The organism is Streptomyces sp. NPDC094143, from assembly GCF_040303825.1.
Classification (GTDB): Bacteria; Actinomycetota; Actinomycetes; order Streptomycetales; family Streptomycetaceae; genus Streptomyces.
Genome location: NZ_JBEOTZ010000020.1, coordinates 1 through 13,770, shown reverse-complemented (window position 1 = coordinate 13,770; position 13,770 = coordinate 1). Strand labels below are relative to the sequence as shown.

The window sequence follows — 13,770 nt, the reverse complement described above, 5'->3', positions numbered from 1 at the left end:
CTGTGCTGGAGGTTCAGTCTAGGGGGGGTGCAAAAGGGTGGGGCAACCGGGCGGTGTCACTTTGTACGCCATCGGAATGGCCCGACATTCCGATGGTGGGCTCGCTGCGTTTCGCTTCGCTCAACTTGACGTACGCCGAAGGGAAACGGTTGCTCGATGATCCCTACGGGAAAGTCACGATCCGGACACCCGATTGCCGTACACGCCCCGCGAGTCGACCATCGTCTCCCGCTTCCCTACCCTTCAGACTCCCCCCGGATCAGGGCGAGCACGCCATCCAGCTCGTCAGGCTTCACAAGAACGTCACGAGCCTTCGAACCCTCGCTCGGCCCGACGATGTTCCGGGACTCCATGAGGTCCATCAGCCGCCCGGCCTTGGCGAAGCCGACGCGCAGCTTGCGCTGGAGCATGGAGGTCGACCCGAACTGCGTGGAGACGACCAGTTCGGCCGCCTGGCACAGCAGGTCGAGGTCGTCGCCGATGTCCTCGTCGATCTCCTTCTTCTGCTTGGTGCCCACGACGACGTCGTCCCGGAAGACCGGGGCCATCTGGTCCTTGCAGTGCTGGACGACGGCCGCGACCTCGGCCTCGGTGACGAAGGCGCCCTGCATACGGGTGGGCTTGTTCGCCCCCATCGGCAGGAACAGCCCGTCGCCCTTGCCGATGAGCTTCTCGGCGCCGGGCTGGTCGAGGATGACCCGCGAGTCGGCCAGCGAGGAGGTGGCGAAGGCGAGCCGGGAGGGCACGTTCGCCTTGATCAGACCGGTGACGACGTCCACCGAGGGCCGCTGGGTGGCGAGCACCAGGTGGATGCCGGCCGCGCGCGCGAGCTGCGTGATCCGCACGATCGCGTCCTCGACGTCCCGCGGCGCCACCATCATCAGGTCGGCCAGCTCGTCCACGATCACCAGCAGGTAGGGGTACGGCTGGAGCTCGCGCTCGCTGCCCTCGGGCGGCTTGACCTTGCCCTCGCGCACGGCCTTGTTGAAGTCGTCGATGTGCCGGAAGCCGTAGGCGGCCAGGTCGTCGTAGCGCAGGTCCATCTCGCGCACGACCCACTGGAGCGCCTCGGCGGCCCGCTTGGGGTTGGTGATGATCGGCGTGATCAGGTGCGGGATGCCCTCGTAGGCGGTCAGCTCGACCCGCTTGGGGTCGACGAGGATCATCCGGACGTCCTCGGGGGTGGCCCGCATCATGACCGAGGTGATCAGGCAGTTGATGCAGGAGGACTTGCCGGAGCCGGTGGCGCCGGCGACCAGCATGTGCGGCATCCTCGCCAGCGAGTGCATGACGTAGCCGCCCTCGACGTCCTTGCCGAACGCGACCAGCATCGGGTCGTCGTCCTCGGCGGACTCCGCCAGGCGCAGCACGTCACCGAGGTTGACCATCTCCCGGTCGGTGTTGGGGATCTCGATGCCGACCGCGGACTTGCCGGGGATCGGGCTGATGATCCGCACGTCCGGGCTGGCGACGGCGTAGGCGATGTTCTTGGCCAGCGCGGTGATCCGCTCCACCTTCACGGCGGGGCCGAGCTCGACCTCGTAGCGCGTGACCGTCGGCCCACGCGTGAAGCCGGTGACCCGGGCGTCGACCTTGAACTCGGTGAACACGGTGGTCAGCGCGGCGACTATGGCGTCGTTGGCGGCGCTGCGGGCCTTGCCCGGGCCGCCGCGCTCCAGCAGGTCGAGCGACGGCAGCGCGTACGTGATGTCGCCGGAGAGCTGGAGCTGCTCGGCGCGCGCGGGCAGGTCTCGGGGCTCGGCCGGCGGGGCCTTGGTGAGGTCCCTCACGCCCGCCCTGGGCTTCTGCGGCGCGGGCTCGTCCTGCTGCGGCTGGTCCGGCCGGGGCTCGTCCTGCCGGGGCCGGGCGGCCGGGACGGGCGTCGGCGTGGTCGGCTCCTGGTCGCCCACCCGCACGCCCTGGGTGAGGTCGGCGACGACCGGGGAGGGCGGCATGCCGTGCAGCACGGCCCCGTCGAGCGCGGCCGCGGCCGCCGCGGCGATGTCCACGGCGTCCCTGGGCCGGTCCATGTCGGGCTGGGGCACGGCCGAGCGCCGGGGGCGGCCCCGGCGCCGTGTGAGGGCCTCCTGCTCGGCGCCGTCGGGGTCGTACGCCGCGGGCGCCGGCGCGCGCCTGCCGCGCGGGCGCGCGGGCAGCGCCTCGCGCCACTGCTCCTCGTAGCGTTCGTCGTCGTCCTCCGCGTAGCCGTACTCGGTCTCGGCCGGGTCGCTGAGGATGCCGAGCCGCACGCCCAGCAGCCGCAGCCGCTGCGGGATGGCGTTGACCGGCGTGGCCGTCACGACGAGCAACCCGAAGATGGTCAGCAGCACCAGGAGCGGCACGGCGAGCACGTCGCCCATGGTGTACGAGAGCGGGGTCGCCATGGCCCAGCCGATCAGGCCGCCGGCGTCCCTTATGCCCTGCATGCCGTCGCCGCGCGAGGGTGAGCCGCAGGCGATGTGGACCTGGCCGAGCACGCCGATGACCAGCGCGGACAGGCCGATGACGATGCGCCCGTTCGCCTCGGGCTTCTCCGGGTGGCGGATGAAGCGGACGGCGATGACGGCGAGCAGTATCGGCACGAGCAGGTCGAGCCGGCCGAAGGCACCGGTCACCAGGATCTCGACCAGGTCGCCCACGGGACCCTTCAGGTCGGCCCAGGTGCCGGCGGCGACGATCAGCGCGATGGCGAGCAGCAGCAGGGCGACGCCGTCCTTGCGGTGGGCCGGGTCGAGGTTCTTGGCGCCCTGCCCTATGCCGCGGAAGACGGCACCCACGGCATGCGCCACACCGAGCCACACGGCGCGCACGAGCCGATAGACGCCACCGGTGGGGCTGGGTGCCGGTCTGGGCGCGACCTTCCTGGCCGCGGCCTTCCTGGCGGGCGCCTTCTTCGCGGGAGCCTTTTTGGCAGCGGCCTTCTTCGCCGGGGCCTTCGCGGAAGCGGCCGCCTTCTTCGCCGGCGGCTTCTTGGCTGCGGAGGGACGTGAGGCCATGGGTGTGAGGTTACCGGGGGAGACGACGGGGGACACGTGTGCCTGCCGCTTCACCCGTTCGTGTCGCTCCGGAAGAGGCGCGAAACTGACGCGCGGTCATGGGCGGGCAACACCGCGTCCGGGTGCGTCAGTTCTGCGAGGACACCGAGGAGGTGCTTCCGGTGCCGGGCTCCAGCGCGTCCAGCGCCCGCCGCAACCCCGTGAGCTTGCGCTCCAGATGAGCCGCCGTGGCCACCGCTGCGGCGTCCGTCGACTCGTCGTTCAGCTGCTTGGTCAGCGCTTCGGCCTGCTCCTCGACGGCGGCCAGCCGCGCGGAGAGCTCGGCGAGCAGCCCGGCCGACTCCTTGGCCTCGCCGTCCGCGTCCTTGCCACCGCCCTCCAACTGGAGCCGCAGCAGCGACGCCTGCTCCCGCAGCTGGCAGTTCTTCATGTACAGCTCGACGAAGACGGAGACCTTCGCGCGCAGCACCCACGGGTCGAACGGCTTGGAGATGTAGTCGACCGCGCCCGCCGCGTAGCCCCGGAAGGTGTGGTGCGGACCGTGGTTGATCGCCGTGAGGAAGATGATCGGGATGTCCCGGGTCCGCTCGCGCCGCTTGATGTGCGCGGCCGTCTCGAAGCCGTCCATGCCCGGCATCTGGACGTCCAGCAGGATCACCGCGAAGTCGTCCGTGAGCAGCGCTTTGAGCGCTTCCTCCCCGGACGATGCCCGCACCAGCGTCTGATCGAGCGCAGAGAGGATCGCCTCCAGCGCAAGCAGATTCTCCGGCCGGTCATCGACCAGGAGGATCTTGGCCTTCTGCACCATGGCCCGCCCTCCTCGCCCCGGCTTGGGGCCTCCCCTGTCCGCAGGACCTGAGGATGCACCGGTGGGTGCCACCTCAGCGGGCGACTCCCTTGCGCCGCCCGTCCTTGTGCCGGTCATCGTAGCCGCACCCCGCCCGTCACCACACCCTGTCACCGTGATGTCACTGTGCACGTAGCAGAAACGTGGCAGGAGACCAGAAGGTTCCCCGGAACCCGTACTTCTACACGACTATGCGCACACCGAGTCGGCAACTCCGCGTGAACACGCAACCTTCCCGGCACGGTCGCGCGACGGTCGGCGGACACCCTCATTCCCCGCGCATCCACTGATTCATCACCGTCAGCAGGTGATCGGGGTCGACCGGCTTCGTGACGTAGTCGGACGCGCCCGACTCGATCGCCTTCTCGCGGTCGCCCTTCATCGCCTTTGCGGTCAGCGCGATGATCGGCAACCCGGCGAACTGCGGCATCCTGCGGATCGCCGTGGTCGTCGCGTACCCGTCCATCTCGGGCATCATGATGTCCATCAGGACGACCGCCACGTCGTCGTGCTGCTCCAGGACCTCGACGCCCTCACGGCCGTTCTCGGCGTACAGCACGGACAGGCCGTGCTGCTCCAGGACGCTCGTCAGCGCGAAGACGTTGCGGATGTCGTCGTCGACGATCAGGACCTTCTCGCCGCCGAACCGGATGCCCCGCTGCGGCCGCGGCGCCGCCTCCGGCTCGGCGGGCGTCCACTGCTCGGGCTGCGCCGGGCGCGCCTCCGGCTCGGGCGTCCTGCGGCGCCGCCGGAACAGGGCCGCCGGCCCGTTCTGCGTCTCGCGGTAGGACTTCACCTCGGCCGGCGTCTCGACCTCCGCGTCGGACAGCTCGGCGAACTCGGCCTTGGACGCCACCAGGTCACCGGCCTCCAGGGCGGGCAGCTGCTGCTGGTAGCCCTGCGGCGGCAGCTCGCTCGGGTGCAGCGGCAGGTACAGCGTGAAGGTCGAGCCGCGGCCCGGCTCGCTCTGGGCGTGGATCTCACCGCCCAGCAGCTGCGCGATCTCCCGCGAGATGGACAGCCCCAGGCCCGTACCGCCGTACTTGCGGCTGGTCGTGCCGTCGGCCTGCTTGAACGCCTCGAAGATCACCCGCATCTTGCTGGAGGCGATGCCGATCCCGGTGTCGGTCACGGAGAACGCGATCAGCCCGGCGTCCGGGTCGGTCAGCGACCCGGTCTCCAGCAACTGCTCCCGGATCTTCTGCGGCACGTCGTCCCGCGCCGGCCTGATGACCAGCTCCACCGACCCCGAGTCGGTGAACTTCACCGCGTTGGAGAGCAGGTTGCGCAGCACCTGCAGCAGCCGCTGCTCGTCGGTGTGCAGGGTGGCGGGCAGCTCCGGGGAGACCCGCACGGACAGGTCCAGGCCCTTCTCCGCGGTCAGCGGCCGGAACGTCGCCTCCACGTAGTCCACGAGCTGGACGAGCGCGATCCGCGTCGGGGAGACGTCCATCTTGCCCGCCTCGACCTTCGACAGGTCGAGGATGTCGTTGATGAGCTGGAGCAGGTCCGAACCGGCCCCGTGGATCGTCTCGGCGAACTCGACCTGCTTCGGGGAGAGGTTCCCCTCGGCGTTGTCGGCGAGCAGCTTGGCCAGGATCAGCAGCGAGTTGAGCGGCGTGCGCAGCTCGTGCGACATGTTCGCGAGGAACTCGCTCTTGTAGCGCATCGACACCGCGAGCTGCTCGGCGCGCTCCTCCAGGACCTGCCGCGCTTCCTCGATCTCGGTGTTCTTCACCTCGATGTCGCGGTTCTGCTGCGCCAGCAGCTCGGCCTTCTCCTCCAGTTCGGCGTTGGACGCCTGCAGGGCCTTCTGCCGCTGCTCCAGCTCGGCGGAACGCTCGCGCAGTTGCTCGGTCAGCTCCTGCGACTGCGCCAGCAGCAGCTCCGTCTTGGTGTTGACGGAGATGGTGTTGACGCTGGTGGCGATCATCTCCGCGATCTGGTTCAGGAAGTCCTTCTGGATCTGCGTGAACGGCGTGAACGACGCCAGCTCGATCACGCCGAGCACCTTGCCCTCGAACAGCACCGGCAGCACGATCACCTGCGCCGGGGGTGCCTCGCCGAGCCCCGAGGAGATCTTCAGATAGCCGCTGGGCGCGTTCTCCACCAGGATCGTGCGCTTCTCCGTGGCGGCCGTGCCGATCAGCGCCTCACCGGGCCGGAACGACGTCGGCATCGAGCCCATCGAGTAGCCGTAACTGCCGAGCATCCGCAGCTCGTACTGGTCCTCGTCCGCGGCACTGATGTCCTCGCCGTCGACCAGCGGCATGGCCAGGAAGAACGCCCCGTGCTGCGCCGAGACCACCGGCGTCAGCTCACTCATGATCAGCGAGGCCACGTCCTCCAGGTCCCGCCGGCCCTGCATCAGCGCCGAGATGCGGGCCAGGTTGCCCTTGAGCCAGTCCTGCTCCTTGTTGGCGATGGTGGTGTCGCGCAGGTTGGCGATCATCTTGTTGATGTAGTCCTGGAGCTCCTGGATCTCCCCGGACGCGTCCACGTCGATCTTCAGGTTCAGATCGCCCCGGGTCACCGCGGTCGCCACGCGCGCGATGGCCCGCACCTGCCGGGTCAGGTTCCCGGCCATCTCGTTCACGGACTCCGTCAGGTCCCGCCAGGTGCCGTCCACGTCACGCACGCGTGCCTGACCGCCCAGCTGCCCTTCGGTGCCCACCTCACGGGCGACCCGGGTGACCTCCTCGGCGAACGACGACAGCTGGTCGACCATCGTGTTGATGGTCGTCTTCAGCTCCAGGATCTCGCCGCGCGCGTCGATGTCGATCTTCTTCGTCAGGTCGCCCTTGGCGATGGCCGTGGTCACCATGGCGATGTTGCGCACCTGGCCGGTCAGGTTGGACGCCATCTGGTTCACCGACTCGGTGAGGTCCTTCCACGTCCCGGCCACGCCCGGCACGTGCGCCTGGCCGCCGAGGATGCCGTCCGTGCCCACCTCACGGGCCACCTTGGTGACCTGCTCGGCGAACGAACTCAGCGTCTTCACCATCGTGTTGATGGTGTCGGCGAGCTGGGCGACCTCACCGCGGGCCTCGATGGTGACCTGCCGCGTCAGGTCACCGTTGGCGACCGCCGCCGAGACCTGGGAGATGTTGCGCACCTGGGTGGTGAGGTTCTTCGCCATCAGGTTGACGTTGTCGCTCAGGTCCTTCCAGATGCCCGTGACACCGGGCACGTGCGCCTGTCCGCCCAGGATGCCCTCGGTGCCCACCTCACGGGCCACCCGCGTCACCTGCTCCGCGAACGAGGACAGCTGGTCGACCATCGTGTTGACCGTCGTCACCAGCTCCAGGATCTCGCCCTTGGCGTCGACGGTGATCTTCTTCGACAGATCGCCCCGGGCGACCGCGGTCGTGACCTCGGCGATGTTGCGCACCTGGATGGTCAGGTTGTTCGCCATGCCGTTCACCGACTGGGTGAGGTCCTTCCAGGTGCCGGAGACACCCTGCACCTCGGCCTGACCGCCCAGGATGCCCTCGGTCCCCACCTCACGGGCCACACGCGTGACCTCCTGGGCGAACGACGACAGCTGGTCCACCATCGTGTTCAGGGTGTTCTTCAGCTCCAGGATCTCGCCGCGCGCGTCCACGGTGATCTTCTGGGAGAGGTCACCCCGGGCCACCGCGGTCGCCACCTGGGCGATGTTGCGCACCTGCGCGGTGAGGTTGCCGGCCATGCCGTTCACCGAGTCGGTCAGGTCGCGCCACACACCGGCGACGCCCGGCACCTGCGCCTGACCGCCCAGCCGCCCGTCCGTACCCACCTCACGGGCCACCCGCGTCACCTGATCGGCGAAGGCCGAGAGCTGGTCGACCATCGTGTTGATGGTGTTCTTCAGCTCCAGGATCTCGCCGCGCGCGTCCACGTCGATCTTCTGCGACAGGTCGCCCCGGGCCACTGCCGTCGTCACCTGCGCGATGTTGCGCACCTGGGAGGTGAGGTTGCCGGCCATCGAGTTGACGGAGTCGGTGAGCTCCTTCCAGGTGCCCGACACTCCGTCGACCCGGGCCTGACCGCCGAGCCGGCCCTCCGTGCCCACGTCCCGAGCCATCCGCGTCACCTGGTCGGCGAAGCTCGACAGCTGGTCCACCATCGTGTTCACGGTGTTCTTCAGTTTGAGCATCTCGCCGGAGACGTCGACCGTGACCTTCTGCGACAGGTCGCCGTTGGCCACCGCCGTCGTCACCTGCGCGATGTTGCGCACCTGGCCGGTGAGGTTCCGGAACGCGGTGTTGACGGAGTCGGTCAGGTCCTTCCACGTCCCCGCCGCGCCCGGCACCTGCGCCTGACCGCCCAGCTCGCCCTCGACACCGATCTCCCGCGCCACACGCGTCACTTCGGCACCGAAGGAGGACAGCTGGTCCACCATCGTGTTGACGGTGTTCTTCAGCTCCAGCATCTCCCCGGCCACGTCGACGGTGACCTTCTGCGACAGATCACCGTTGGCCACGGCCGTGGTCACGGCGGCGATGTCCCGCACCTGAGTGGTGAGGTTCCGGAAGACCGTGTTCACCGAATCGGTGAGGTCCTTCCACGTCCCGGCCGCGCCCGGCACGTTCGCCTGACCGCCCAGCCGCCCCTCGGCGCCGACCTCGTTGGCCACGCGCGTGACCTCGTCCGCGAAGATCCGCAGCGTCTCGGTCATCTGGTTGATCGTGTCGGCGAGCTGCGCGACCTCGCCGCGCGCCGGCACGGTCACCTTGCGGGACAGGTCGCCGTTGGCGACCGCCGTCGTCACCTCGGCGATCCCGCGCACCTGGGCCGTGAGGTTCCCCGCCATGGTGTTGACGGAGTCGGTGAGCTCCTTCCACACCCCGTCCACCCCGGGCACCTGCGCCTGCCCGCCCAGCGCACCCTCGGTGCCCACCTCACGGGCCACCCGGGTCACCTCGGAGGAGAACGCCGACAGCTGGTCCACCATCGTGTTGACGGTGTTCTTCAGCTCCAGCATCTCCCCGGCCACCTGGACCGTGACCTTCCGGGACAGATCGCCCTTGGCGACCGCCGTCGTCACCAGCGCGATGTCCCTCACCTGAGCGGTGAGCCGGTTCGCCATCGTGTTGACGGAGTCGGTGAGGTCCCGCCACGAACCCGACATGCCACGCACGCGTGCCTGGCCGCCCAGCTTGCCCTCGGTGCCCACCTCACTGGCCACGCGCGTGACCTCGTCGGTGAACGTCGACAGCTGGTCGACCAGGTTGTTGACGGTCCGCCCGACCTTCAGGAACTCGCCCCGCAGCGGCTGGCTGTTCCCGTCCGCCGCCTGGGTGCGCAGCTCCATGCGCGGCGACAGATCGCCCTCCGCCACCGCCGACAGCACCCGGCCGACCTCGGAAACCGGCCGGACCAGGTCGTCCACCAGGGCGTTCGAGTGGTCGATCGCGGTCGCCCAGGAGCCCTCGCAGGCACCCGTCTCCAGCCGCTCGGTCAGCTTGCCCTCGCGACCCACCATGCGCCGCACCCGCGACAGCTCACCCGTCAGATGCAGATTGCGGTCGGCCACCTCGTTGAAGACCGCCGCGATCTCGGCCATCACGCCGTCGCCGGACACCGTCAGCCTCTTGCGGAAGTTCCCGTCCCGCATGGACACCAGGGCCGCCATCAGCCGGTTCAGGGCCGCGGTGTCCACCTCGGTCGTGCCACCCCGCGCCCTGCCGTGCTTGCTAGGGGACTGTCCGCCTTTCGCGCGCGTCTTCGTGCCACGCGTCGCTGCGCCAGACTCCACTGTGTCCCTCCCGCAGGGGTCGACCGTCACTCTGTGCTCGCGGTACCGCTCGGCGTACCAGTCACTACCGCGTATTCTCTGCCCTGCACACCGGGCCCGTCCCACGGGGCTGCTGCCCGCCATACGCCTTGTGCACTCAGCCTGCCCGGACCTTTACAAGAAGCCTGCCCAGTGTTTCACCCCCGCCCAACCAGGCCATAACAGTTCGGCAGCTTCGCACACCGTCCGCACACCCTCCGGACGGAAACACTGCAGACCGGCATCCGCATGGACCGCGAAGGTAAGTAACCTTGCATCCGGCTGTCCAGCCGCGCCGGTCCGTCCGGCCTGGGCGGTGGCACGAAGACGAGCGGGCATCGGAGGGGCGGCCGCACACATGACCACCGGACTGATCCCGGGGGGACAGCCCCCGGACCCCCGGCCGACGGGCGGCCTGCCGCATCAGCGGCACGAGCCGGTCGGCCCCGCAGCCCAGCACGTCGAGAACCGGTCGAGGAGTTCTGTGATCACCGCGCGCGCGGCCGCCAGTTTCGAGCCCGTCGGGCGCTCGGTCGCGAGCGCCCGCTCCTTCGTCCGCGACACCCTCCAGGGCTGGGGCTTCGCCGACATCGTCGACGACGCCGTGGTTCTCACCAGCGAACTGGTGACCAACGCCGTGGTCCACGCCGGCACCTCCGCCGACGTGCTGTGCCTGCGCAGCGACGAGGGCGTCCGCGTCGAGGTGGCCGACCGCTACCCCGAGCGCGAGGTCCCGCTCCAGGGCGCGGCCGTCACCATGGGCAACCCCGACCGCGAGGGCGGCCGCGGCCTCCAGCTCTGCGCGGCCCTCGCCGGCCGCTGGGGCGTCGAGTACACCCCCACCCACAAGACCGTCTGGTTCCAGCTCGACCTCCCGGCCCGCACGGTCGGCACCCGCGCCGCCGGCCCCGCCCTCCCGGCCGACCTCCTCCCCCTCGCCGACAGCCGCGTCCGCGTGGCCGTCGTCCAGGTCGACCGCACCGGCCACATCAGCGCCTGGAACGAGGACGCCGAGGAACTCTTCGGCTACCCGGCCGAGCAGGTCACGGGCAAGCCCCTAACCGACCTCGCCGCCTGGCCGCACACCCCCGGCACCAGCACCGGCATCGCGGAGGCACTCCGGCTCTCCCGCTGGGAGGGCAGTTACGGCATCCGCGACGCGAACGGCCGCGTCACCCCCGTCTACGCCTCCCACCTGCGCGTCCGCGACACCGGCGGCGAACCGTCAACCGTGTGCCTCCTGGTACGGGACCACGAACGGGCCGTTCTGCAGACACCCCTGCGCATCCCCGCCTCCGACACCTCGACCGGCTCCGAGGGCCAGAGCACCGACCCCTTCGAGGTGTTCATCGGCTCCCCCGCCCCGGACGACCTCGACGGCCTCCTGCAGCGCACGGTCGAACGCGCCCGCGACATGCTCGACGGCGACTCGGCCTTCCTGCTGCTCGCCACGGACGACGAGACGGAACTGGAGGTCCGCGCCTCCACCGGCCTCCCCTCGGCCCGCCAGCGCTTCGCCCGCGTCCCCGTCGAAGCGGGCACCGGCCGCTACGGCTCCGCCCGCATGCCCGCCGTGCACGACGACCTCACGGCGGTCTCCGGCGCGGTGCCCCTGCTCAACGGCACGGGCATGCGCTCGGTCGTCACGGTCCCGCTCAAGGTCGAGGGCCGCCTCACCGGCTCCCTCGGCGTCGCCGCCGAGGCCCCCGGCAGATACTCCAACGAAGAGGCCCTGCGCCTGCAGTTCGCCGCGGACCGCATCGCCCTGGCCGTCGAATCGGCCCGCCTGGGCGAACTGGAACGGCTGCGCCGCGGCTCCCTCAGCTTCCTGGTCGAGGCCTCCGACCTGCTGGCCGGCACCCTGGACCGCGACCAGACCCTGGCCCTGATGGCCCAGATGACCGTCCCGACCCTCGCCACTTGGTGCGCCGTCTACACGATCGCCGACCAGGCCTCCGAGCCGTACCTCTCCTACGTCCTGCACGAGGACGAGGAACTCATCGACGGCATCAAGTCCCTGCTGTCGAAGGTCCCCCCGCCCGACCCGGTCCCCACCCCGGGCGCCCGCGTCTGGACGGCCCCCGCCGAGATCGCCCACCAGGCCGCCCTGCGCAGTTCCATGCGCAGTCTCGGCCTCAGCGGCGGCCCCACCCGCCAGGTCACCACCGGTATCGGCCCGACCCTCGCCACGGCCTCCGCCGTCGGCGGCGAGACGGTCGTCCTCCCACTGGTCGCCCGCAACCGCGTCATCGGCATGCTCACCCTCGGCAAGCCCACCGACGAGCACTTCCGCCAGGAGATCCTGGAACTCGCCGAGGACCTCTCCCGCCGCGCCGCTCTGGCCCTGGACAACGCCCGCCTCTACTCCGAGCGCACGGCCATCAGCCAGTCCCTCCAGCGCAGCCTCCTGCCCCCGGAACTCCCCGCGATCGAGGGCGTCGAGGTCGAGGTCATCTACCGCGCCGCGGGCGAGGGCAACGAGGTCGGCGGCGACTTCTACGACGTCTTCCCCATCCGCGACGGCGCCTACGGCTTCGCCATCGGCGACGTCTGCGGTACGGGCCCCAACGCGGCGGCGGTGACCGGCCTGGCCCGGCACGCCCTGCGCCTCCTCGCCCGCGAAGGCCTCAGCGGCCCCGCGGTCCTGGAACGCCTGAACTCCGCCATCCTCGACGAGGGCGCCCGCAGCCGCTTCCTCACCCTCCTCTACGGCGAGATGCGGCCCCAGGAGGACGGCAGCGCCGAGCTGAAGGTCGTCTGTGCCGGCCACCCGCTGCCGCTGCGCCTGCGCCAGGACGGCACGGTCGAACCGGCCGCCGAACCCCAGCCGCTCCTCGGCGTCATCGACGACCTGGAGCTCTACGAGCAGACCGTCACCCTCGACCCGGGCGATGTCCTGCTGTGCGTCACCGACGGCGTCACCGAACGCCGCGAGGGCACCCGCATGCTCGGCGACGACGGCCTCGCCGACGTCCTCACGACCTGCACGGGCCTCACGGCCGGCGCGGTCGCGGCCCGCATCATGCGCGCGGTGGAGCGCTTCGCCTCGGACGCCCCGTCCGACGACATGGCGATCCTGGCGATGCGCGTCCCGGGTCTCCAAAAGGACTAGGACAACGGAAAAGGCCCCACCCGTCAGGGTGGGGCCTTTTCAACTGGAGCCCCCAAACGGAATCGAACCGTTGACCTTCTCCTTACCATGGAGACGCTCTGCCGACTGAGCTATAGGGGCCTGTTGCTTTCCGGGTTTTCCCCGCGGCAACGGAATAGATCATACCCCGAACTCACGCGTGCTCCCAACCACGTCAGAAGGCGGGCTGCAGCAGCCCTCCGAGGGCGTTGCACGCGGACACGATCCGCTGCATGTCCCGCTTGGTGAGTGCGGCGTGCACCGGCAGCGCCAGCGTCTCGTCGGCAGCTCGCTCCGTCTCCGGCAGGGACACACATCGCCGGAACTCGGGCAGCCTGTGCACCGGCGTCTTCACCGGCACCCGGGCCTCGACTCCCCTGGCCCGCACGGCCCGAGCGAAAGCGTCCCGGTCGGGGCGCCCGTTGCCCGGCACCCGCACGACGTACCGCTGATACGTGTGCCCGTCTCCATCGTCCGGCGTCCGCACGCCCCGCAACTTCGCGTCGAGATACGCCGCGCGCTCCCGACGCTGGGCTATCTCGTCGTAGGGCGCCTCGGACTCACCCTGCTCCAGGACGAGCAACCCGTGCCGCTGTCCCACATCGTGCAGCCGCGCGATGTCGGCGAGCCGACCGAAGCGGTGCACGACGACGACGGCCGCGGTCCGCGGAGTCACCGCCGCTTCCACGGCGGCGGCATCCAGGCAGTAGGTGACGGGATCTATGTCGGCGAACACCGGCAGCGCCCCGGACATGGCCACGGCCTCGGCGACCTCGACGTTCCCGAAGGCCGGCACGACGACCTCGTCACCGAGTCCGACACCGGCGGCCCTGAGCATTGCAGCAGTACCCATGCTGTGAATGCTGGTTGCGCAACGTGAACTTCAAGTGACGCACAACAAAAAAGGGTTGGACCCAGAACCGAAGTTCCGGGTCCAACCCTTTCAATGATTGTTCGGCGGCGTCCTACTCTCCCACAGGGTCCCCCCTGCAGTACCATCGGCGCTGTAAGGCTTAGCTTCCGGGTTCGGAATGTAACC

General features: G+C 70.0%; 5 protein-coding genes, 1 tRNA gene and 1 rRNA gene. 1 reads left to right on the top strand and 6 read right to left on the bottom strand.

Features of this window, described 5'->3' with window-relative positions:
- Positions 1-236: 236 nt before the first annotated feature.
- The 3 genes from ABTZ58_RS24110 to ABTZ58_RS24100 all read right to left on the bottom strand — a co-directional run bounded on the left by ABTZ58_RS24110 (position 237) and on the right by ABTZ58_RS24100 (position 9,583).
- Positions 237-2,996 carry a DNA translocase FtsK gene (locus ABTZ58_RS24110; protein WP_351360286.1) on the bottom strand — a complete coding sequence of 920 codons (2,760 nt, stop codon included), beginning with the start codon at positions 2,994-2,996 and terminating at the stop codon, positions 237-239.
- Positions 2,997-3,123: 127 nt separating this feature from the next.
- Positions 3,124-3,804, bottom strand: a complete 681-nt coding sequence (locus tag ABTZ58_RS24105; RefSeq protein WP_311689162.1) for a response regulator — start codon at positions 3,802-3,804, stop codon at positions 3,124-3,126.
- A 307-nt stretch (positions 3,805-4,111) separates the two neighbouring features.
- Positions 4,112-9,583, bottom strand: a complete 5,472-nt coding sequence (locus ABTZ58_RS24100; RefSeq protein WP_351360282.1) for a HAMP domain-containing protein — start codon at positions 9,581-9,583, stop codon at positions 4,112-4,114.
- A 376-nt stretch (positions 9,584-9,959) separates the two neighbouring features.
- Between ABTZ58_RS24100 and ABTZ58_RS24095 the strand changes: the two genes are divergently transcribed.
- Complete coding sequence (locus ABTZ58_RS24095; RefSeq protein ID WP_351360279.1) at positions 9,960-12,713, top strand: SpoIIE family protein phosphatase; 2,754 nt, start codon at positions 9,960-9,962, stop codon at positions 12,711-12,713.
- 44 nt (positions 12,714-12,757) lie between these two features.
- On the opposite strand, the gene ABTZ58_RS24090 is transcribed toward ABTZ58_RS24095, so the two are convergent.
- The 3 genes from ABTZ58_RS24090 to rrf all read right to left on the bottom strand — a co-directional run.
- Positions 12,758-12,833 (bottom strand) — tRNA-Thr (locus ABTZ58_RS24090).
- A gap of 73 nt (positions 12,834-12,906) precedes the next feature.
- Positions 12,907-13,569, bottom strand: coding sequence for a DegT/DnrJ/EryC1/StrS family aminotransferase (locus ABTZ58_RS24085; RefSeq protein WP_351360562.1), 663 nt, complete (start codon positions 13,567-13,569; stop codon positions 12,907-12,909).
- Positions 13,570-13,683: 114 nt separating this feature from the next.
- Positions 13,684-13,770: ribosomal RNA gene (gene rrf / locus ABTZ58_RS24080) — 5S ribosomal RNA — on the bottom strand; the annotation flags it as partial.